Genomic DNA, 22,254 nt, shown 5'->3' on the forward strand with positions numbered 1-22,254 from the left:
GGATGGTTAATCAGGCAATGGGTGACGGGAGGTCATGTGTGCTGCCGCCGGTCTACCTGGCTATCCGATGGTGCCATCCCATTCTCGATCTCAGCAGCATTACGCATTAAAAATTCCCTGCCGTCGGCCTTGGCCAGAAGTATATATTCATGCAAGTTCCGGGATTTGAGCTCTTTCAGCACCCACAGGACCATGATGCGTTGATATTCATGATTGCTTTCCCATGCGCGTATGCACAGGGGTTCCGCATGGGGCGATGCCATGCGGCCGAGTCCTTGCAGCGCCATCCGGCGCACATATTCATGTTCGTCCTGCACCAGTTTCAGCAAGGCTGATTCTGCGGCAAAAAAGGGGAACTTTTCCACGCCCAATTGCACGGCAAACTGCCATTTCACGTCAGGATCGTTGACCGCAAGCGCATGTGGCAGGAGGAACAGGAACCAGTCTTCGCGCCTGGCCAGCTCCCTGACCAGATATGCGGTTTCATTGTCCCTGCCAATCGCATACAGCAGGTCGGCAATGTCGCCTGCCGTGGAAGCGCGCGGAGGGCCGGTCGTGATATGCGTCAGAAAAGCAGCGTTTAATTCAGGCCATTTCGCATAGTCGCATTCCCACTCGCCACTTCTTTCATCGACAGGACGCTCCGACGCCCAGCGTCGAAATGCATTTACGGCGGTGCTCAAGGCATGGTGCATCGATTAGCTCTTCAAAAAAATGTTGCTGCCATCTGTATCCGCCAAGGGCCAGTTGCTATCGTATGCGGCCTGCGCCTCGAAGACACTATGAGTGGCGCCAACGTTTTCCACCTTAGACCGGAAAACGAGGGCACACGCGCGTTCCCCATGGCGGGGGCACAATATACGCCCGGCACTCCCGGCCGACCATCCTGAATCGCGGGCCAGCCCTGCTCTTTTTGACGCCCAATCCACCACGGGATCAATCGCCGGATCCTCCAGGCTTTCTTGAAATACATGCCAACAACCTGCCATTTGGCATGCAATCAATGGCTGGGCATAGGCAAGGGCTACGATGGCATCGCCAGGAAAAATCATGTTTGATCGGCTGCATCATGCACAGGGGCCGCCGCTGCCTCGCCTTGCACAAGGGCGCGCCAGGCGCGCAGTTCCCCGTCCGTCAGCGCCGGCCCCCAGCCGTTGCGGATCGCCGCATCGTGCTGCGCATAGTGTCCCGGCGCCGGCACGGCGACAGCATGTCGCCCGCAGAGGCGGAACACGGCTTCCAGCTGCCGCCTGGTCGCTGGCAAGTCATCGCCATGCCACGTGCAGGCACTCGTTTCCTGCACGTGCTGCAAAAGTTCCGTCAATGTGCCAAGAAGTGTTGCCGGTATTGCCGCGCTGACCTCTTCCGGCCAGGGATCGCCCATGCCGCTGACAGGCAAGGCGGCGAAGCCGCGTTCCCAGGAGGCAAAATTGCCAGACTCGACCTGCGCCACTTTCCAGACGTGCTCGATGAAAGCCGTCAATGCCGGATGCTCAATGGCATGACGCTGGCAAAAGCGCTGGAGACAGGTCACGGCGATACATTGCCTGGCAATAATGGAGAGCGCGTCTATCGGTATCGTCTGCATGAATCGGGAGGCTTCTCAAAATAATAGTTATCCACATCAACTATAACCGCCCGCTCGATACCTGTCGCCGATTTTGCACCCGGCAAGCGCCTTCCTCCTTAGGCATCAAGGCCGAAGGCGCTCTATTCCTGCTCGGCCTTAGAACTGCAGCTGCAAGCCCAGGTCAATCGACCTGCCCTCGGCCGGCAAGGCTTGCAGCGCCCCGCCGTTCGCCTTCAGTCCCGACAGGTAGACGCCGCCGAGCGGGTCCGCATACGCGCGGTTGAACAGGTTGCTCACGCCCGCAGTCAGGCTGGCCATCTTGCCCAGCGCCACGCTGGTGCGCAGGTTGACGAGGGCATAGCCGCCCGTTTCCCGTTCCAGCCGGCGCGCATCGACCCTGTCCTTGCGGGCAACGATCTTGGTCTCGATGCGGCTGCTCCAGGCGCCCAGCTTGTGCTCGACGGCCAGCAAGGCGTTGAACGGCATCATCCGGTACAGGTCGCCGCCATCGCTGCGCTTGCCCCGCGTATAGGCGGCGTTGCCCGTGGCCATGAAGCGGCCCCAGCGCGCGCTGCTGGCCAGCGGCAGCTGCCAGGCCAGGTTGGCGCCGTACAGCTTGGCGTCGTGGTTGGCGAAGCGCAGCAAGTTGCCGTTGGCGCCCATCTGCATGTACGGGTGGAAAGATGACAGCACGTCCACGTCGACGTAATTGTCGACCTTGCTGTAATACGGATTGACGCGCACGAACCAGCCCTCTTCGCCGCCGCCATGCCAGTCCGCCGTAAACGCCGCCGTATATGCCGTCTCGGGCTTGAGGTCGATATTGCCCACATAGCCGTTGCCATCGCCAAACCAGTTGGTCATGGTCATGGCCATCGAGCCGCGGCCCCACGAGTAGCGCTCGTACAGGTTGGGCGAGCGCACCTTGCGCGCCAGCGCGAATTCATAGCTGCTGGCCGCGTCCGGCGTGTAGGTCGCTTGCGCCGAGGCATCGATATTCGTGTCGCGCTGGCGGCGTTCGCGCGCATTGAAGGCGGCCGCCGCCATGCTGTCGGCCATGTTCATCATGTTCGTGCCATACGACTGCACCTTGCCCGTATCCATGCGCACGGATTCGGCGCGCAGGCCCAGCACGCTGCTCCAGCGCGCGGCATGGCGCGTGTCCAGTTCGGCAAACAGCACGGTGCGCTCGCGCTTGCCGTCGTTGATGTTCAGATAGCTGCGCGGCCCCATCATCATGGAACCGGGCACGGCCGGCCAGTAATCGTCGAGGCGGAAACCGTGCCATTCCTGGCCCAGGCGCAATTCGCCCGTGCCCGTGGGCAGGCTGGCCTGCAAGGCGTAGCCCGTATTGCGCCCGTGCGTGAGCATCGGCATGGTGCCCGTACGCTCGGGCGTGAAAAAGCCCATTTCATGGTCGGTCTGCTGCCAGTAGGCGCGCGCGTCGAGCACGCCCCAGCCGAACTCGCCCCGATAGGCCAGGTTGGCGAACTGGCCGTGGTTGTCCGTCATGTCCATGTACTGGTTGGGAAAACCCTGGTACGGGATATGCTGCACGCCGGCGCGCAGGGTCAGTTGCTGGCCCTTGCCCTTGGCCGACAGCACGATGGCCTGGTTGATGCTTTCCACCATGCTGGCCAGCACCGTGTTGCCATGGCCATCTTCATAACTGTGGGCGCGCGCATAGGCGCCGCTGTAGCCGATGCTGAGCACGTCGCTGGCCGCCGACGCGTTCACGCTGGTCGACACGCTGTTGTTGACGCTGCGTCCCGACACGGCAAAGCTGCCTTGCGTGTGCAGGGCCGCGCCGGGCTGGGCAAACACGGGCGCGTTTGACTGCACCTCGATGGTGCCGCCGATGCTGTCGCCGCCGGCACTGACGGGCGTCACGCCCGCGATCAGGCGTATGCGCTGCACTTGTTGCGGATCAATGTACGACAGCGGCGCATTCATATGATTGGCGCAGGCAGACGTCAGTTCCATGCCGTCGATGCGGATCTTCAGCCGGTCATCGGCGAAACCATTCACGACGGGCAAGCCGGACACGCCGCCGCCGGCCGCCACGCTGTAGCCTGGCGTGCTGCTGAGCATTTGCGCCGTGTCGGCGGCGGGACGGTAGCCATCCTTGACGGCCGTGACGATGACTTTCAGTTCAGGCAGGACGGCCGTGTCGACGTCGCTGCGGGACTGTGCCACGGCGGGCATGGCGGACATGGCAAGGGCGAGGGAAATCAATAAAGGGAAATGGTTCATGCTGCTGCTTTCGAATTCTGTATGGACGAGGCGAACGGCCACGGACGCGCAAGCGGCGCGACGCGGGGCGGTTCACGGACGGGATGGCAGTATCAGGAAGCGGCAGGCGGGCCGCGGGGCTGGACTGGCGTCCAGGCGAACAGCGGTGTGGGGGATTGGTAGAACAGCAGCGGCAGCAAGCCGGCGATCAGTTCGCCGGAAGCGAGCACGAGGGCCGTAGGCGCGATGTCCAGGGTGGCCGCATGCATGCTGCAGCACGGGCAATCGCCCATGTTCATCGCCGGCTTTTGCGGCGCGGACGGTTCCTGCACGCTCGATTTCATCGGCAGCATGCTCATGCCGCCGGCCACCGAGCAAATCTCGAAGCTGGGCACGGCCCGGCCGCTGGCGACCGTGAACGCGCGCGACACGGTCGGGGCGAGCGCAGCCAGGAGGATGGCGATACACGCGATCCACAGGACGATGACGGCGCGGCCTTGGCTGATGAACATGCCACAATTATAACCGCCGCCCTGCCCCGCGGCCAAGGCCCAGGGTCAAGTCAGCCGTTCAGGCCTGCAGGCAAGCCGCCCTGCCTGCAGGCGGCGCGTCTTACAGGTCGACCTTCATCGACAGCTTGATGGCGCGCGGCGCGCCCGAAGCCAGACGCGTGCCGGCGCCGGCCCAGTAGCGCTTGTCGGCCGCGTTTTCCACGTTCAGCTGCCACACGGCGGCTTTGTTCATCAGCGTGCCCGCATAGCGGGCGCCGGCGCTGAAGAGCGTGACGCCGCCGAGGAAGGCCTGGTTCAGGTCGTTGACGGGACGGGCGCTGTAGTAATACGCGCCGCCACTCAGCGACAGGCCCGGCAGCCCATCGAACGCATACGCCAAAAAGGCGCTGGCCGTGCGCTTCGACGCATTTTCCGGCGCCTTGCCGTTGTAGTCGGCGTTGATGTGCGCAAAGGTCGGGTCGAGGAACTGGGCCGACGTTTGCCACGACAGCTGGCGCGTCAGCTTGCCCTGGGTCGACAGTTCCAGGCCGCGGTAGCGCTGTTCGCCATCCGACGTGAAGACATTGCTGCTATTGGTATAGTAGCCGGGACGCGTGATGTCGAACAGCGCGGCGGAGACCAGGGTACCGCCCGGCGCCAGCCAGCGCGCACCCAGTTCCTTCTGCTTGCTCACGCCGGGCGCCATCTTGACGCCCTGGTTGGCCGTGCCCGTCGGGCCCGTCTCGCCCTCTTCCAGGCCGCGCGCCGTGGACGCATAGAACGACAGCTCCGGCGTCAGCTTGTAGATTAATGACGCCATCGGCGTCGTCTTGCTGACGTCGTAATGACTGGCGCCCTGGTCGCTTTGATAACTGCTGCGGCGCACGCCGACCACGCTTTGCCATTGCGGGCTGAAGACCATGCGGTCGAGCGCGTACAAGCCCGTGTCGCGCGTATCGAGCGCGGCCGTCGTCGGCGCCGTCGGCTTGGGGCCGAACACGACATTCGTCACGGGCACGGGGTTATACAGGTTTTGCGCGGCGATCGTGTAGTTGCTCTGGTATATAGGATCTTGCGACTTGTCCGTGCGCGACACGCCCAGGGTCAGTTCATGCGCGATGACACCCGTATGGAAGTTGCCCGCCAGCTCAGCGCGCAGCAAGTCCGAGGCCGTCACGCTGTGCTGGATATTGCCCGTGATGCGGCCAGCGCCCGTGGCCAGCGCCGCCGCGTTATTCAGGCGGAAGATCGCCAGGCGGCGGTCGCGCGCCGTTTCCGAGTGGCCCGCTTCCACCGTCAGGGCCCAGCCATCCGTGATGGCGTAATCGGCGCGCAGCTGCGCGTTTTTCGTCTGCGCCTCGAAATTCGACCAGTCCGGGCCGATCAACTGGCGCGGGTCGACGGCGCGCGGCAAGCTGATCACGCCTTTCACGGCCGCGGGCAGCGCCACGCCCGCCTGCTCCGTCACCTTGCGGCGGTCGTATTCCAGGTCGGCCTTCAACAGCAATCTGTTCGTCACGCGCCAGTCCAGCGCCGCGGAGAGGAAGCTGCGGTTGCCATTGCCGACATGGTCCAGGTAGGAACCAAGCGTGCCGCCGGCCGCGTTCACGCGCACGCCGACTTCCTGCCCGACGCCAAACCGGCGCGCCACATCGACATTCGCCACCGCGCTGCCGCGGTCGTCGATGCTCAAGCCCAGGCTGGTGACGGGCTTGCTGCCGGCCCGCTTGGTGACGAAGTTGACCACGCCGGCCGGCGACGTGAAGCCGTAGTACAGGGCCGAGGCACCCTTCAGCACTTCCACCCGTTCCTTGTTTTCCATGGGCACTTGCGAGAAGTTCATGATGGGCATGGAACCGTTGAGGCGGTAATTCGTGCGGTTTTCCACGGCGATGCCGCGTATCACCAGCTGGTCCCAGGTCTCTCCGCCGTTTTGCTGGCGCGTCACGCCGGCCGTGTTGCGCACGGCATCGTACAGGCCGGAAACGGCTTGCTGCTCCAGCAATTCGCGCGTGATCACGTTGACGGTCGAAGGCACGTCCATGATGCTGGCGCCGCGAAAACTGCCCGCCTCCGTGGTGAGCGGCACCAGGCCCTGCGCGCGGGCGCCCGTCACCTGCACGGCCTGCATGACTTTCTCATCGCCAGCCGTCAAGTCGTCCTGGCCATGGGCTGCGTTGGCGGCCAGCGCGGCGTGCGGGGCGAAGGCCAGCGACAAGGCGGCGGCCACAGGAAGTAGTTGCAAGGAAGAAAAAGCTACGCGCATAAAGACAGGACTTTCTACAGAGAAAATAGACAGAAGGAAACTTCAGGTTACCCGGCATGATAACCGTAACGAGAATCATTCGCAAAAATAAGTGAGATTGTGTGAGTTTTGGCGCAATAAATAGCGCGCGAGGGACTCTGTTATCACATGAGCACGTTTGAATTTTGCAGATGAGCTGGCAAAGAGGCATACTGACAGTCACGGCGCGCAGGACGCGCCGTCCAACAAGATACTAAAAGGTAAGTTCGTGAACACAATCGACAAGAAAAGCGTGCAGACGAAAACATTTCGCTGGAAACGCTGGCAGCGCTGGGCCATCGGCTCCGGTTGCGCCCTCGCCGCCTACAGCGCGGCCGGCTTCTGGCTGGTGCCGCAAGTCATTAAAAACCAGCTGCCCAAATTTGCCGACAAGGAACTGGCGCGCCAGGCCAGCATCGCCGACGTGCGCTTCAACCCGTTTACCCTGCGCCTGGAAGCGGACAAGATTGCCTTGCAGGAAGCGGCCGGCGCGCCGCTGCTGTCCATCGGCGCCGTGGCCGTGCAGCTCGAATGGAAATCCATCGTGCGCCGCGCCTGGAGCCTGGCGGAAATCCGCATCACGGCACCGCAGGCCCATCTGACCATCACGCCTGACGGCAAGTTCAACCTGGCCGAAGTGCTGGCCACCTGGCAACGCAACCACCCGGACAAGAGCGAGGGCGGCATGCCGCGCCTGATCATCGGCCACTTTGCGCTGGAGCAAGGCAAGGTGGCGTGGCAAGACCAGAAGGCGGGCTATGCGGACAACTTCACGCCGATCGCCTTCACGCTCGACAATATTTCGACCCTGCCCGACGCCAACGGCAGCTATACCTTCAGCGCCGATGCGGCGCGCGGCGGCAAGCTGCACTGGCGCGGCACGGCCTCGCTGAACCCGATCCGCGGCGAAGGCGAACTGGTCCTGACTGACGCCTCCCTGCCCGGCCTGGCCGCCTACCTGAAAGCCTATACGCGCGCCGAAGTGACCAGCGGCAAGCTGTCGGCGCGCCTGCCCTATCACTTTTCCTATGCCGACGGCACGCTCGACGCCAAGCTGGCGGGCGCCGGCCTGGCCCTGCGCGACCTGGCGCTGGTGCGCGACGGCAAGGGAGAACCATTTACGGCCATGACCACCCTGGCCGTCACGGGCGCGAACGTGGACCTGGCGCGCCAGAGCGTCACGGTGGAAAAGATCAGCCTGGACGGCGGCAAGCTGGCCATCCGCCGCGACAGCAAGGGCGAGATCGACCTGGCGAACCTGATGCTGCCTGGCAAGCCAGCGGCGGCGCCGGCCGCCACCGCGGCCCCTGCCGCGCCCTCGAAGCCGGGCAAGTGGAAGGTGGATTTGAAACAGGTGGCGCTGGCCAATGTGGACGTATCCGCCATCGATGAAACCGTCTCGCCGGCCCTGCAGCTGAGCGCCAAACAGCTGCAACTGCAATTACAACTGGCACTGCAGCAAGCGCCATCCGGCATGACTACCGTCATCGACGGCGCCAGTTTCGCGCTGGCCGATCTCGCCATGCAACGGGGCGCGCAAACGCCGTTCAAGCTGGCCCAGTTGGGCTTTACAGAAGGCAAGATTGACGTGGCGGCGCGCGCGGTGCACCTGGGTGCCGTGACGGCCAGCGGCGCGCAGATCGACCTGGCGCGCAACCGCCAGGGCCAGTTCGCGATCGCGCAAAAGCTGCCCGTGTTTGCTTCCAGCAAGACCGACACCGTCGCCGAGGCGCCGTCCGCACCGTGGTCCACCAGGATAGACAAGGTAGAACTGAGCAAGTTCGGCGCCCGCTTCGACGATGCGGGCACTGGCATCAAGGGCAACTTGCAGGACGCCCGCCTGTCGCTGCAGCATGTCAGCAACGACATGAAGCAGGCGTTGCCGTTCGAGCTGGGCGTGGGCTTGCGCGAAGGCGGATTGCTCACGGCCAACGGCAAGTTCGTGCCGGGCACGGGCGCCGTCGATGCGCAGCTGAACCTCAAGCAACTGGCGCTGGCACCCGTGCAGCCGCTGCTGGCGCAACATCTGAAGCTGAAGCTGGCCGGCGGCGCCATCTCCGGCAGCGGCCGCCTGACGACAGGCGGCGGCGCGCCCAAGGCTCCGAAGGTGCGCTATGAGGGCGGCGTGGACATCGCCGGCCTGGTGCTCAATGAAACGGATGGCAAGCGCTTTGCCTCCTGGAAAAGCGTGCGTGCCGACAAGCTGACGGCCAGCGTGGGGCCCGACTTTGTCGACATTGCCGAATTGCGCGTGGTGGAACCGAACGCCCAGCTGATCATCGAAAACGACCGCAGCCTCAATGCGCAGCGGCTGCTGGTCAAAGCCCCGGAACCGGCAGCCAAACCGGCACAGCCGGCGACGCCGGCAACGGCGACATCCACGGCCGCCACGGCGGCGGCACCGGCGCCGGACGCCGCCTTCCCCGTGCGCGTGCGCCGCGTGCGCCTGCAGAATGCCAAGCTGGATTTTGCCGACCTGAGCCTGCGACCGCAATTCGCCGCCAAGATCTATGAATTGAACGGCGTCGTCACGGGCCTGTCGACGAAACGCGATGCGCGCAGCCAGATCGAACTCGATGGCCGCATCGACGAATTCGGCCTGGCCCGCGTGCGCGGCCAACTCAACCCGTTTGCCCCGACCGACAACACGGACTTGAACGTGGTCTTCAAGAACGTCGACATGGTTTCCGCCTCGCCGTACACGATGAAGTTTGCCGGCTACAAGGTGGCCGAGGGCAAGATTTCGCTGGACTTGCAGTACAAGGTGCGCAACCGCCAGCTCGACGGCACCAACCAGATCGTGCTCGACAAACTGACCCTGGGCGAGCGCATCGACAGCCCGGACGCCCTGAAACTGCCGCTGGAACTGGCGCTGGCCATCCTCAAGGATAGCGACGGACGCATCGACCTGGGCTTGCCCGTGTCCGGCGACATGAACGATCCGCAATTCAGCTATGGCGCGCTGATCTGGAAAGCCGTCGGCAATGTGCTGACGAAGATCGTCACGGCGCCGTTCCGCGCGCTGGGCAGCTTGCTGGGCATTAGCGCCGACAAGCTCGAATCCATCGACTTCGATGCGGGCAGCGCCGTGCTGCTGCCGCCGGAACGGGAAAAACTCAAGCAGGTGGCGCAAATCCTCGGCAAGCGCGAACAGCTGAAGCTGGCCGTGCCGGGCCAGTACAGCGACACGGACGCGGCCGCCCTGCGCGCCCAGGCCGTGCGCCGCGCCGTCGCCGCCAAGGCCGGCATCAAGCTGGAAGCGGGCGAGGAACCGGGACCGTTGAACCTGGGCGAACGCAAGATACGCGGCGCCCTGCGCGAGCTGTACGGGGAACGCTTCGGCAAGGCCGAGCTGGACAAGCAGAAGAAGGCGGCGGAATCCGCCTCTCCTGCCGCGGCATCGGCAGCGGCGGCGTCCGGGGCATCCGCACCGGCCGCCGCGGCGAAGATCCCCGTCTGGCAACGCCTGGGCAAGCTGATCGAAGGCGAGCCGCAAGTGGCCGACGCCAGCGCGTTTTATACCGGATTGCGCGAACAGCTGGAAGCCAGGCAGCCCCTGCCTGCCGATGCGCTCGCTAAACTGGGCGCCCAGCGCAGCGCGGCCATCCTCGCTGCCCTGCAGCAGGATGGCACGCCAGCGGCCCGGGTCAGCGCGGGCGCGCCGGAAAAAACGGACGCCGCGCCGGGCAAGCTGGTGGGATTGAAACTGGGATTGGCGGCACAATAAGGGCGCCTGACAAAACCGTCGCGAGCGGCAGTCGGCTCGGCGCCCCCTCTTGGCCAGGCAGCGCAGCTGTGCGCGCGGGGACGCCGAGTCAGCGGGCATCGGCGGCCCCAGATCGCAACGCGCGGCAGCTTATGCTGGATGCGCCAAGACACGGAGATAATCTGACGTATGAAAAACCTCGACAAGGTAGCGCCCTATACTGCGTCTATTACACAGGGCAACTTGGGTACGATGACAACGCTGCTTGCGAAGACAGCGATATCAGCAAAGGATAGCATTTCATTTGGTGAAAAAACGCTGCTGACGAGCTATGTGTACGAAAAAAATGGCACGTATCAGCTGATTTATACGACGGTTGAGATTGACGGCAGTATCGACAACTATGTCGAGGATGACGGGATCTTGCCGACACTGTTCTTGAGTCCGGATCAGGAAAACTATGTCTCCATCATTCCCTATCATCCTGATAAGGAACTGGAAATCAGCATTCCCATCTTTCATCGCGAGGATGTGGAAATGCCAAAGGGCAATCGGCCATACACGGGAAACTTCATTGGCACGACGGCGGCCTGTTCGATATTTCACGATGTGGACTTCTACGATAACAAACCTGACAAAATATTGGCCATCGAATTTATCAATGGAAAACTGAAAAAGAAAAACACTATCAAAGTTCCATTACCTGCAAATAACAGAATCACCATTTCCAACAAGGCCATACATTTGCTGGCCAATGATGGCAGCCTGCTCCAGCACAGAGAGATCGATGATAAAGGCAATGTGACGCGCCAGCGGGAAATCGACGCGAAGGGTATAGATGTTTTGCAGATATTAAGTTCATCCTTCGACAAGGAGTCTTATCTGCTGGCGCAAGAAAAAGATAAAATCATCATCAAAAAAATAGATGCGAATGGGGCAAGCGACACCATTGAATTGGCGGTCTTTGCCGATCCATTTTTCAATACCTGGCAGCCAGTCCAAATCGCTGACGACACTTTTGTCACGCGCTTCAACAGCGAGTTTGGAAACGGCTGGCTGACCACGAAAAATGATCAGTTGTTGGAATTATTCTATAGCAAGGGTGAGCAAGGCTACAGGAACTTGCTGACAAACGAACTGCTGCCGATACAGCGTGACAACCTGGTCATTGCAAGCATCAACAAGACGACGGACCATGCTTATGCGGTCGTGCTCTACCCGATGACCGACGATCAGGCGGCTAATGCCGAACTCATCGTCTTGAATCGCCGCTTGCAGTAGCGCCGGGCGCCAACATGGCTGCTGGCCATGTTGGCGCGCATCCGCGGCATTGCCGGTGCATGCCGCGGTGAGCATCGCTACTTCGCTTTCCCCGCCTCATTCACCGCTTCGTCCGGCAAGGCAAACGCCACCAGGCTATCGCCCATCTTCGTGCCCAATGAGCCGTGGCCGCCAGCCATCACCACCACATATTGCTTGCCCGTCTTGTCGGAGACATAGCTCATCGGCGTCGCCTGGCCGCCGGCCGGCAGGCGGGCTTTCCACACGGTTTTGCCATTGCGCACGTCGTAGCCGCGGATGTAGTAGTCCAGCGTGCTGCTGAGGAATGCCACGCCACCGCCCGTGGTGCTGATGCCGCCCAGGCTGGGCACGCCCAGCGGCAAGGCGATGGGCACGGGAGCGCTGTCGCGCGTGGTGCCGTTCTTGTGCATCCACACTTTTTTCATGGTGCGCAAGTCGACGGCGGCGATATAGCCCCACGGCGGCGCCTGGCAAGGGAAGCCCAGCGGCGACAGGAAGGGCTTGATTTCCACGGCGAACGGCACGCCCGTCTGCGGCTGCAAGCCCATTTCCGACCCCGTGCCGCCCTTCGCGTTGGCTTGCGCGCGCGGCACCAGGCGTTCCAGAAAGCCCATATAGTCTGGATTGACCAGCAACAATTGCCGGCCAGGATCGACGGCCGCCCCGCCCCACTCGAAGATGCCGAGCGGGCCAGGCGAGATGATGGCGCCCTTGATCTTGCCCTCGGCCACCGTCTGCGGCGTGAACGGGCCTTCATAGCGGTGCTGGCGGAAGATGATGCGGCACGCCAGCTGGTCGAATGGCGTCGTGCCCCACATGTCCGTCTCGCTGATATTTTTCTCGGGCAAGAAAGTCAGGGCCGAGAACGGCTGCGTGGGCGACAGGCGGTCGCCAGGGGCGGCGTTGGCTGTCGGCACGGGTTTTTCCGGCGCCGGCACGACCAGGCTGCCGTCGCGGCGGTCGATCACATAGATGTCGCCGCGCTTGGTGGTGGCGACGACGGAAGGGATTTTGCCTTTCGGCGTGTCGATGTCGACCAAGGTGGGCTGGCCGCCGATATCCATGTCCCAGATGTCGTGGTGCACGGTCTGGTACACCCAGCGCACCTTGCCGGTGGCCAGATCGAGCGCGACGATGGCGCTATTGTATTTCTCGCCATGGGGGTTGCGGTTGCCGCCCCAGGTATCGGGCGTTTCGTTGCCCATGGGGATGTACACCATGCCCAGCTTTTCATCAACGCTGGACACGCCCCACGAGTTGGGCGAGTTGTTGGTGTAGGTCTTGCCATCGGCGATGGGCGCCGTGTCGTCCGGGTTCGAAGCATCCCAGTTCCACATCAGCTTGCCCGTGACGGGGTCGTAGCCACGGATCACGCCCGAGGGTTCTTCCGTGGAAAAGTTGTCGGTTACGCTGGCGGCCATCACCACCACGTTCTGCGCCACGGCCGGCGGCGAGGTCGGCATCAGGAAACCGCGCTTCTTCATGCCCATGCCATGGTACAGGCCGATCACGCCATTTTCGCCAAAGCTCTTGCACGCTTCGCCCGTATCGGCATTGACGGCGATCAAGGTCGCATCCATCGTGGGCGCGAAGATGCGGCGCGGACACTCCATGCCGGCCGCTTCCGGCGCCGGGCTGTCCTTGGCGCGGCCCGCGTTGACGTCCCAGTACGCCACGCCGCGGCAGATCATGTGCTGGTAGCTCGAGGCGTCGCGGTTGATCTTCGGATCGTGGCGCCAGAGCTCCTTGCCCGTGTCCGGATCGAGCGCGATGACGATGTTGTGCGGCGTGCAGATATACAGCATGCCGTTGACCTTCAGCGGCGTGACTTCGTTGGCGATCTCGCCCGGGTCGTTCGGCCCCTTGAAGTCGCCCGTATGGTAGACCCACGCCTCTTTCAGCTGCGAGGCGTTGGCCGGCGTGATCTGCGCGGCCGGCGCGTAGCGGTCGCCATAGCCGGAGCGGCCATACGCGGCCCAGTCATTGGGTGCCACGCCCGGCGCGTAATCGCCTTCGGGGGCGGCCGCCATGTTTTCGGCCGGCACCTCGCCATGCAGGGTGTAATAATCCTGGAACAGCGAAAACACGCCCACGGCCGCCGTCGCCACGACGGCAGCCAGCAAGGCGCTCTTGCCCGCGTCGCGCGGTTTCGCCCCGGCACGCAAAGGCGGATCGAGGCGGCGGTCGATGAACGGCAGCAGCAGCCAGACGGCGGCCGCGAACCAGATATCCAGGCGCGGCAACAATTGCCACCAGTCGAACTTCACTTCGATCACGGACCAGATCAGGGTGGCGAACAGCAGCAATGCCAGGAAAGGCTGGGCGCTGCGCCGTCCTTTCCACACGAGCGCACCGGCAACTATCATGCCGATACCGGCCACGACGTAATACCAGGAACCGCCCAGGCTGACGAGCCAGGCGCCGCCGCCGGCAAGCGCCAGGCCCAGCAAGATAAAGATGACTGCGGTGAGTAGCAACAATGGTCCAGGCCGGGATGAGGCAGTCATGATGCTCCTTTACAAGGATGTGTCGGCGGCGCGCGCCTGCGCACCGGATTGAGGGCGATCAAGAACGTTTCATTTTTTCACTAATTTGCAAAGCGTGGCACACGCCAGAAAGCAATATTTACGCGGTGTTGCTTTTCCCCACAGGCGCGCTTGCCCTTGCCCGCTAATTTATATCCACAAGGAAAAACAAATTTCCCAAATAAACCAAATATTGTTCTAAACTGGCTATATCGTGATTTTTGTTAAAAACGTTTTCTCCGCTGCCGGCACCGGGCAGCGCGACGTCTTTCAACAGGAGGTCCAGCATGCCACGCGCTTCTTCCCGCCGCGACGCCATTTGGCAGCCACTGCCATGAACGCCTTCATCTACACCTATTTATTGGCCTGCTACGACGGCATGACCCTGGTACGCCCGGGCCTGGCCTTGACGGGCCTGGCGCTGCTGCTGGCCGCCCTGCTGTGGCGGCGCCCGCGCCCACGCCGGCGCCAGCGCGCGTCCGACAAGCTGGCCGACGCCTGGCCGCACGCGGGCTTGCCGGAATTGCTGCGCGCGCGCAGCGCCGTACCGGCCGGCCCCATGGCCGGACAGGCGGCGCCAGCGGCGCCCAAACCGGCGGAACGGCGCGCGCTGCCGTTCGAGCAGGCCCGCCTCGACGCGATGTTTGGCGAAGACCGGCAATTGCAGGGCGAAATCCTGGCCCTGTTCGTGGCCGAGACGCGCGACCGCCTGGCCGGCATCGCGCATGCGCTGCGCTGCGGCCGCACGGCGCCGGCCCGCGTGCTGGCACAGGAAATCTTCGATGCCGCCACGGCCCTGGGCCTGGGCCAGCTGAAGCGCCTTTCAGGCGCGGCCGTGCATGCCAGTTTCACCGAGGATATCGAGACGCAGCGGCGCCTGCATGCGGACTTGCTGATGGCGCTGGAAGTGCTGTCGACGGCCGTCACGCAGCTCCAGCAGCCGCAGCGTCGCGAAGAGCGGCGGCGCGACGCGGAAAGCCTGCCCTGAGCCAAATTCATCAGATTTGCCGGATTTGATTTTCTGAACGGACCCGCATATGCTCTCCTCACCCTCACCGACTCTTTATTCCATGCAAGCTGATGACGTCTGCACCACGCAAAAAGCCGCCGAATTGCTCGGCATTTCCGTCACCTCGGTGCAGCAGCTGGTGGAGGCGGGCGTCATCGAGGCGTGGAAGACCAAGGGCGGCCACCGCCGCATCCCCCTGTCGGCCGTGCACGCCTACAAGAGTGGCTACACACAACATAGTCAGGAGTCGCGCGCGCCGCGTCCCGCGCGGCAGGACGGCGGCCTGCGCGCGCCTTCCATCCTCGTGATCGAGGATCATCCGATCGAGCGTGCGCTGTATCAAAAGCAGATTGCCTCATGGGGCTTGCAGGCCAGCTTGCGCTTCTGCGAAAATGGCTACCAGGCATTGCTGGAAATCGCCCGCGACCAACCCGATATTTTATTGAGCGATATCATCATGGAAGGCATCGACGGCTACGAAGTGATACGCACCATCCTGGCCGACCCGCTGCTGGCGGACATGCACATCGCCATGCTGTCGAGCCTGTCGCCGGAAGCGCTCGATGCAAGGGGCGGCGTGCCTCCGGGCGTGGTGTTCTTCTCCAAGCCCGTCAACTACGACGAATTGCGCGGCTACCTGCGCGCCTGCTGCGCCAGCCACGCGCGGCACGGCACCGCCTGAGGCCGTCCAGCCATGCCAGCCTACCGCCATATCGACCCCGCCCTGCTGCTGCACGCCGCTTGCCAGGACGTGCCGCTGTTCCTCACGCTGTGCCAGACCTATCTCGATACGGCGCCGGCCATGTTTGGCCAGCTCGCGCAGGCCGTGCGCAGCGGCACGCCGCAAGCCATCGTGCACGGCAGCCATGGCTTGCGCGGCAGCGTGGCGCTGCTGGGCGCCACGGCGCTGGTCAGCCGCCTGGCCGAGCTGGAACGGCTGGCGCGCCTGCAGGAGCGGCCAGCGCCGGGCTGGCTCGATGAAACGGCGCGCCTGCTGGCGCTCGTGGAGGCAGAAGTGCGGCGCGGCATGGCCGAGTACCAGGAAACGCAAGCATGAATGGCGCAGCTGACTTGCTAATTAAAAATCAATTCCTTATTGGAAATGTTATACTTATCTCAATCAACCATGGAGCCTGCGATGATCGTGTGCCGTGACCTTCTGCTGAGAGCCTTCATGCTGGGCATGCTGCTCTTCGTCGTCGGCGAATCGCTGTCCTACTGGACGCCGGAAGTCAAGAAGCTGCTGGCCTGGCGCCCGTCCTGAGTTCCCTCAGCCTTCACGCCCATCGACGCGCGCGCGCCACAGGTAAGGCGCATAAACCAGCACATACAAGGCAAACGCCAGCGACCAGCACAAGCCTGCCGCCCACAGCGACGGCAGCACCGATGGCGTGGGGCCGACAGCTGCCAGCAGCCGCGCCAGCGCACCCAGCTGCACCAGCCAGTACATGCCCGCTTCCGCCCTGCCCGCCTTGAGGGGGCGCCCCGTGTGGCCCAGGGTCGTGCGCGTCATCATGCCGATGATCAGGCCCGCCATCGACCCCACGGTCAACGCGTGGAATGCGGCGCTGGCCGGCAGCAGCTGCCAGCTGGCCAGCGCCAGCAGCGCAAAGCCGATGCCTATCCACGCGTACGACAGGTGCAAGATCCACAGCAGCGGTACGCGCAGGGTGCGCCGCGGCTGCCAGGCCAGCAGGTTGGCCAGCGACATGGCGCCTGCCGCCAGGGCCAGCGGCGCCGTCGCCCAGGCCGGCGCGCCCGCCAGCCAGGCGATGCTGGCCAGCGCCATGCATGCCGCGGCCATCAGCGCCCGCTTCGGACTGGCCACGGGCGTGCTGCCCGGTGCGCCATTGCGCGTAAACATGGGAATGACGCGCGCGCCGATCACCGATTCGATCAGCACGATAATCAGAATGGCCGCCTGCACGGGCAGGAACAGCGACAGCGACAGCCAGCCCAGCGCGGCCGCGTGATACAGGCCGTTGGCCAGCGCCAGCAGGGCCAGCAAGCCGACGAGGAACAAGTTGCGCGTATTGCCCGAGCGGCGCAGCACGCGGTACAGCGGATACGTGGCCAGCGGCAGGAACAGCCAGTCCACCAGCGCCGCCATGGGCGCCAGCGGGCCGGTCAGGCACAGCATGGCCATGCGTCCGGCCAGCCACAGCCCCGCCAGCGCCATCAGCGGTGCGCCGTGCGGCGTGGGCAGTCCCGTCCAGTTGCGCCCCGCCGTGTACAGGAAGCCGACGATGACGGCCAGCGCGAAGCCGAACACCATCTCGTGCATATGCCAGCCCAGCCCGACGTGCAGACCGCCCTGCAGCAGGCCGGCATAGCTGGCCAGCCACAGGGGAATGCTGACAGCCGCGAACAGTGCGGCCAGCAGGTAGAACGGACGAAAACCCAGCTGCCAGACGGCATGGCGGGCATGCCACGGTGCGGCACCGGGAGCGGCGGCAGGAGATGATGGTTCGCTGATGGGAGTAATGGCCATGGTGGACTCGCGCTTAAAGATATATTCAATATACTACTTTAAAAGCGCAATGGCGGCCATCGGCAAAAAGGACTAGAAGGACGGGAAGGATGGCGCGACGGCCATGGGGCCCGAGCCGGCGGGCCAGCCCCCGGCATCGCGCTGCCGGCTACTTGCCCTGGCGGTGCTCGACCGCATACACGGCCGCCTGCACGCGGCTGGTCAGGTTGAGCTTTTTCAGCACGTTCTGCACGTGGATCTTCACCGTGCTTTCGGCCAGGTCCAGCGTGCGGGCGATGCCCTTGTTGCTCTCGCCGCGCGACAGGCAGTCGATGATCTCCTTTTCGCGCGGGGTCAGCTTGTCCAGCTCCGACACGGGTTCTTCGCGCCGCGTGCCCGCCTGCAGCTGCGCCACCAGCTTGCCCGTCATGGCTTCGGCGATGACGACTTCGCCGGCGGCCGCGCGGCGGATGGCGCGCACCAGGTAATCGGCGTCGATATTCTTGATCAGATAACCGCAGGCGCCCGCGCGCAGGGCCGTGGCCAGGTCTTCGGCGTCCTCGGAAACGGTCAGCATGACGATGGCCGTGTCCGGGCAATCGTGCTGCATCAGCTGCAGCGCTTCCACGCCGGACATGCCGGCCATGTTCAGGTCCAGCAGCACCACGTCGGGCTGCAGCTGGATGGCGCGCTTGATGCCTTCCACGCCGTCGGCCGCCTCGCCCACGACGGAAAAATCCGTATGCCGCTGCAGCAGCGAGCGTATGCCGCTGCGGAACAGCGCGTGGTCATCGACCAGCATGACGGTGATCGGTTTGACGGGAGTCTCCATTTTTTATGCTTTCAGGTGCTTGCGCGATGATGGTTCAAGTGATGGCTCATGCGGCGCGCCGCTGCGCGCGCGGCAGGTGCAGCTCGACCGTGGTGCCCCGCCCTGGCGCGGCATGCACCTCGAACGTGGCCTCGATGCGCTGCGCGCGCTCGCGCATGATGTGGATGCCGACATGGCTGTCGCCCTTTTCCAGTACGGCCGCGGCATCGAAACCGACGCCGTTGTCGCTGATCGTCAGCGTAAAGTCCTGGTGATCGTCCAGCCGCACCTCGACATGACTGGCCTGGGCGTGCTTGCGGATGTTCGACAGCGCTTCCTGCACGATGAATAATAGCTGCAATTGCTGCTCGCGTGGGAATGGCGCGCCATCGACATCGGCCAGCAGTTCGGCGTCGATGCCCGTCTGGCGACGGAATTTCTCCAGCGCCGCGCGCAGGGAGCCGATCAAGTCGTCTTCCATCAGACGGCTGCGGAAGTTCGCCAGCAGCTCGCGCACGTCTTCATAGCTTTCCTTCACGCCCGCATGCAGGGCCGGCACGATGCCGGCCACCTCGTCGAAACGCGCATGGCGCACGGAGTCGTCGAGCATCTGCACTTGCAGGTTGAGGAAATTGAGGCTTTGCGCGATGCTGTCGTGCAAGCCCTGCGCCACCAGGTTGCGCTCTTCGGAAATGGCCATCTCGCGTTCGCGCGCGGCCAGGCGCAGGTTTTCCAGCGCGATGCCCAGCAGCTGGCCCAGGGTTTCCAGCAAGGCCAGCTCGCGCGCGGAAAACACGCGCGCATGGCGGAAATGCAGGTTGAAGAAGCCCAGGTGCTGTTCATGCGCATGGATATGGAAGACGGAGACGGTGGCGAAGCCTTCGCGGTGGCAGCGCAGCTCGTGCGCCTTGTCGATGCGGCGCATGTCGTGCACCTTCGCCACCTTCATTTCGACGGCCGTGCCGCACAGGCAGTCGCCCACCTTCAGGCAGTGTTCGGACGCCACCAGTTCCTCGGACAGGCCCGTGTGCACCACCATGTGCAGGTTGCCGCGCTCGGCGTCGAGCACGCGCACGGTGGAGCCATCGGCCTCGAAATAATCGACGATGCGCTGCATGAAGCCGCCGCAGATGTCTTCCAACGGCTGCGGGCGCTGCAAGAAGGCGGCGCTTTCGTACAGCAGCGCCAGTTCGCGGTTGCGGTATTCGAGGGTGGCCGTCTTGCTGCGCACGCCCTCTTCCAAATTGCCGTACAGAGCTTGCAGGCGGTCGGCCATCTGGTTGAAGCCACTGGCCAGCTGGCCGAATTCGTCATTGCTCTCGACGGCCAGGCGCACGCTGAAATCGCGCTCCTTCATGCGCTGCATGCCCAGGCGCAGCCGCGTCACGGGCTCGATGATCAGCATGAACATCAGGAAGATCATGCTGACCGTGCCGAGTATCGCCATGGCCAGCAAGACCAGCTGCGAGGCGCGCAGCCAGAACGTGCGCTGCTCGCTATCGTGCTCGATCAGGCGCACCAGCTGGTCGACCTGGCCGACAAAGGTGTCGGCCTCATGCTCGAACTGGCGCGCGCGCGCCGTGCTGTCGGCGGCCAGGGCGGCCGGGCGCAAGCCATCGCGCCAGGCGTCGCCGATGCGCTCGAATTCGGACTTGATGGCGGTGCTGGGCGGCAGGAACAAAGGACGCTGCGGGTCGCCGTGGGCGATCTTGGCCAGGGTTTCGTCGATCAGCAGCGCCTGCTGCTGCGCCTGCACGCGGGCATCGCTGGCGATCAGCAGGGTCAGACGGTAGGTCTGCATGCGCAGCCGCCCCGTCTCGTTGATGGCGGCCGAACTGCCTTCCAGCTGCCACGACAGGAACAGGGTGCAGCCGATGGCCGTCAGGGCCAGGACCAGCATGAGCAGCAGCGCGCCGACGATCTTGGTCGACAGTTTCTGCCAGGAGGAAAACATCGCTTTAAATTTCATACATCCTTTACTTGGCACCGCACCGTTCAGCCTCCGGTTTGGGCCATGAAACGGATAATCTTGTCCGGCTGCGTGTTGAAATCATGCTGCTGCGGCTTCAGTTCGATGGCCGCGCGGATCGCCGCTTCCAGCTCCGCATCGGTGGCGCCGCCACGCAGCATGGGACCGAAGGCGAATTTCTCTTCCTGTCCCAGGCACAGGTACAGGGTACCATCGACGGACAGGCGCACGCGGTTGCAGCTGGCGCAAAAATGCTGCGACATGGGCGTGATGAAGCCGATGCTCGAGCGTCCATCGGGCGTGGCCAGGTAGCGCGCCGGCCCGCCGCCCAGCTCCTGCGCCTGCGGCACCAGGCCGAAGCGGGCCGCCAGGCGCTCGCGCACGGCGGCCAGCGGCATGTAGTGGGCATCGCGCCCCGTGCTGCCCATGGGCATGGCTTCGATCAGGCGCAGGATGAACTGCTGCTCGATGCAAAACGCCGCCATGGCCTCGATCTGGCCGTCATTGACGCCGCGCATGGCCACCATATTGATCTTGATCGGATCAAAACCGGCCGCCTTGCCCGCCATCAGGCCATCGAGGATGGGTTGCAGGCTGTCGCGCCCCGTGATCTGCTGCATGCAGGCGCGGTCGAGCGAATCAAGGCTGACATTGATGCGGTCCACGCCCGCCGCGCGCAAGGCCGTGGCGTGCTTGCCCAGTTGCGTGGCATTCGTCGACAGCGACAGGTCCTGCAGGCCGGGCAGCGACGACAGCTTGTGCGCCAGCTCGGGCAGCTTGCGCCGCAACAGCGGCTCGCCGCCCGTCAGGCGCACGCGGCGCGTGCCGAGGCGTACGAAAATGCCCAGCAGGCGCTCGATTTCATCGAACGTCAGCCAATCCTTCGGTTCTTCGAAGCCGCGAAAGCCCTTGGGCATGCAATAACTGCAGCGCAAGTCGCAGCGGTCGGTGACGGACAGCCGCACATAATCGATCGAACGGCCAAAACGGTCCTGCAACTTGACGCTACTCATGACGCTACTCCTGTTTCTTCCTCGATTGTAAAGGCTGGGGCACGATCTGACTGTGCCCCAGAAGGCCTAGCGGCCTACGCCTTCCGGTCTATTGCACTAACGGACTGGCTGTGCCTTCCAGCTCGATGCCGGCGATCTCGGCGCGGCCCACCAGCAAATGCAGGTACTGGTGCACGGCGCGCTGCCAGGCCGCGCGCGACAGGCGGTCGGCGATCTGCGCCTGCACCGCCTCGTAGGGAATGGCCTGGCCTTCGACCCGGCGCAGCACCTGCACCACGTGGTAGCCGAAGCGCGTTTCCAGCAAGTGGCCGGCCAGCGCGCCCTCTTCCAGGCGAAACAGCAGCGCATCGAATTCCGGCACGCTCTGGCCCGGCGACAGCTGGCCCAGATTGCCCCCCAGCGCGCCGGACGGGCAGTTCGAGTACTGCGCCGCCAGTTCCGCAAAGCGCTCGGGCGCCAGTTTCAAGGCATCGAGCACGGCTTGCGCCGTGGCGCGCAGCAGTTCCAAAGGCGCCTCGGGCGTCACCTGGAACAGGATGTGGCGCGCCTCGACCAGCGCGCCGCTGCGAAACAGCTGCGGGCGCTGCGCGTAAAACGTGCGGCAGGCCGCATCGTCGGCGGGCGGCACGCGCACTTCCTGCGCGAACAGCGCCTCGATGCGGTCATCAATGCTGGTGCCCTGCACGCCGAGGCGCTGCGCCTCGTCCAGCAGCAACCGGCGCAGCACCAGTTCATGCACGGCCTGTTTCAGCGGATTGCCGGCCCTGTCGTGATGCGGCAGTTCCCGCGCGATGTCGGCATCGTCGATATCGATGCCATTGACGGAGATTCCCATCTTACTTTCCTTCCATAAATAGCCTGAAAAATCGTCG

Annotated in this window: 17 protein-coding genes; 6 read left to right on the forward strand and 11 right to left on the reverse strand. The window is 64.0% G+C overall.

Going from position 1 to position 22,254, the window contains the following annotated elements; genetic code table 11:
* Positions 1-32: 32 nt before the first annotated feature.
* The 5 genes from YQ44_RS13460 to YQ44_RS13480 form a co-directional block, all read right to left on the reverse strand.
* Positions 33-683: a HEAT repeat domain-containing protein gene (locus YQ44_RS13460; protein ID WP_198043934.1), complete on the reverse strand. Its 651-nt coding sequence runs from the start codon at positions 681-683 to the stop codon at positions 33-35.
* 365 nt (positions 684-1,048) lie between these two features.
* A complete protein-coding gene (locus YQ44_RS29335; protein WP_071323811.1) occupies positions 1,049-1,588 on the reverse strand; it encodes a hypothetical protein in 540 nt (179 codons plus the stop codon).
* A 138-nt stretch (positions 1,589-1,726) separates the two neighbouring features.
* Positions 1,727-3,823, reverse strand: a complete 2,097-nt coding sequence (locus tag YQ44_RS13470; protein ID WP_071326484.1) for a TonB-dependent receptor — start codon at positions 3,821-3,823, stop codon at positions 1,727-1,729.
* A 92-nt stretch (positions 3,824-3,915) separates the two neighbouring features.
* Positions 3,916-4,314: a DUF2946 domain-containing protein gene (locus YQ44_RS13475; RefSeq protein WP_071323812.1), complete on the reverse strand. Its 399-nt coding sequence runs from the start codon at positions 4,312-4,314 to the stop codon at positions 3,916-3,918.
* A gap of 100 nt (positions 4,315-4,414) precedes the next feature.
* A complete protein-coding gene (locus YQ44_RS13480) occupies positions 4,415-6,559 on the reverse strand; it encodes a TonB-dependent receptor (RefSeq protein WP_071323813.1) in 2,145 nt (714 codons plus the stop codon).
* Between the two features lie 247 nt (positions 6,560-6,806).
* Here YQ44_RS13480 and YQ44_RS13485 point away from each other — a divergent pair, with 247 nt between their 5' ends.
* Positions 6,807-10,304 carry a DUF748 domain-containing protein gene (locus YQ44_RS13485; RefSeq protein WP_232251282.1) on the forward strand — a complete coding sequence of 1,166 codons (3,498 nt, stop codon included), beginning with the start codon at positions 6,807-6,809 and terminating at the stop codon, positions 10,302-10,304.
* 168 nt (positions 10,305-10,472) lie between these two features.
* On the forward strand, positions 10,473-11,564 hold the full coding sequence (locus YQ44_RS13490) for a hypothetical protein (protein ID WP_071323814.1): 1,092 nt from the start codon (positions 10,473-10,475) through the stop codon (positions 11,562-11,564).
* A gap of 77 nt (positions 11,565-11,641) precedes the next feature.
* Here YQ44_RS13490 and YQ44_RS13495 read toward each other — a convergent pair whose 3' ends face one another.
* Entirely contained in the window at positions 11,642-14,062 is a 2,421-nt protein-coding gene (locus YQ44_RS13495; RefSeq protein ID WP_335589271.1) for a membrane-bound PQQ-dependent dehydrogenase, glucose/quinate/shikimate family, read from the reverse strand.
* A 382-nt stretch (positions 14,063-14,444) separates the two neighbouring features.
* Between YQ44_RS13495 and YQ44_RS13500 the strand changes: the two genes are divergently transcribed.
* From YQ44_RS13500 to YQ44_RS29675, 4 genes are all read left to right on the forward strand, one after another.
* Complete coding sequence (locus tag YQ44_RS13500; RefSeq protein WP_071323816.1) at positions 14,445-15,098, forward strand: hypothetical protein; 654 nt, start codon at positions 14,445-14,447, stop codon at positions 15,096-15,098.
* 82 nt (positions 15,099-15,180) lie between these two features.
* Positions 15,181-15,801: a response regulator gene (locus YQ44_RS13505; protein WP_071323817.1), complete on the forward strand. Its 621-nt coding sequence runs from the start codon at positions 15,181-15,183 to the stop codon at positions 15,799-15,801.
* Positions 15,802-15,813: 12 nt separating this feature from the next.
* The gene (locus tag YQ44_RS13510) at positions 15,814-16,176 is read left to right on the forward strand and encodes an Hpt domain-containing protein (RefSeq protein WP_071323818.1); all 363 of its coding nucleotides are present in this window, start codon (positions 15,814-15,816) and stop codon (positions 16,174-16,176) included.
* An 81-nt stretch (positions 16,177-16,257) separates the two neighbouring features.
* The gene (locus YQ44_RS29675; RefSeq protein ID WP_257786887.1) at positions 16,258-16,383 is read left to right on the forward strand and encodes a hypothetical protein; all 126 of its coding nucleotides are present in this window, start codon (positions 16,258-16,260) and stop codon (positions 16,381-16,383) included.
* Positions 16,384-16,389: 6 nt separating this feature from the next.
* Here YQ44_RS29675 and YQ44_RS13515 read toward each other — a convergent pair whose 3' ends face one another.
* From YQ44_RS13515 to YQ44_RS13535, 5 genes are all read right to left on the reverse strand, one after another.
* On the reverse strand, positions 16,390-17,610 hold the full coding sequence (locus YQ44_RS13515) for an NnrS family protein (protein WP_071323819.1): 1,221 nt from the start codon (positions 17,608-17,610) through the stop codon (positions 16,390-16,392).
* Positions 17,611-17,758: 148 nt separating this feature from the next.
* On the reverse strand, positions 17,759-18,421 hold the full coding sequence (locus tag YQ44_RS13520) for a response regulator (protein WP_071323820.1): 663 nt from the start codon (positions 18,419-18,421) through the stop codon (positions 17,759-17,761).
* Positions 18,422-18,467: 46 nt separating this feature from the next.
* Entirely contained in the window at positions 18,468-20,369 is a 1,902-nt protein-coding gene (locus YQ44_RS13525; protein WP_071323821.1) for a type IV pili methyl-accepting chemotaxis transducer N-terminal domain-containing protein, read from the reverse strand.
* A gap of 26 nt (positions 20,370-20,395) precedes the next feature.
* On the reverse strand, positions 20,396-21,382 hold the full coding sequence (moaA, locus tag YQ44_RS13530; RefSeq protein WP_071323822.1) for a GTP 3',8-cyclase MoaA: 987 nt from the start codon (positions 21,380-21,382) through the stop codon (positions 20,396-20,398).
* Between the two features lie 88 nt (positions 21,383-21,470).
* A complete protein-coding gene (locus tag YQ44_RS13535) occupies positions 21,471-22,217 on the reverse strand; it encodes a peptidylprolyl isomerase (protein WP_071323823.1) in 747 nt (248 codons plus the stop codon).
* Positions 22,218-22,254: the final 37 nt, after the last annotated feature.

The sequence above is a fragment of the Janthinobacterium sp. 1_2014MBL_MicDiv genome, assembly GCF_001865675.1.
Taxonomy (GTDB): Bacteria; Pseudomonadota; Gammaproteobacteria; order Burkholderiales; family Burkholderiaceae_D; genus Janthinobacterium.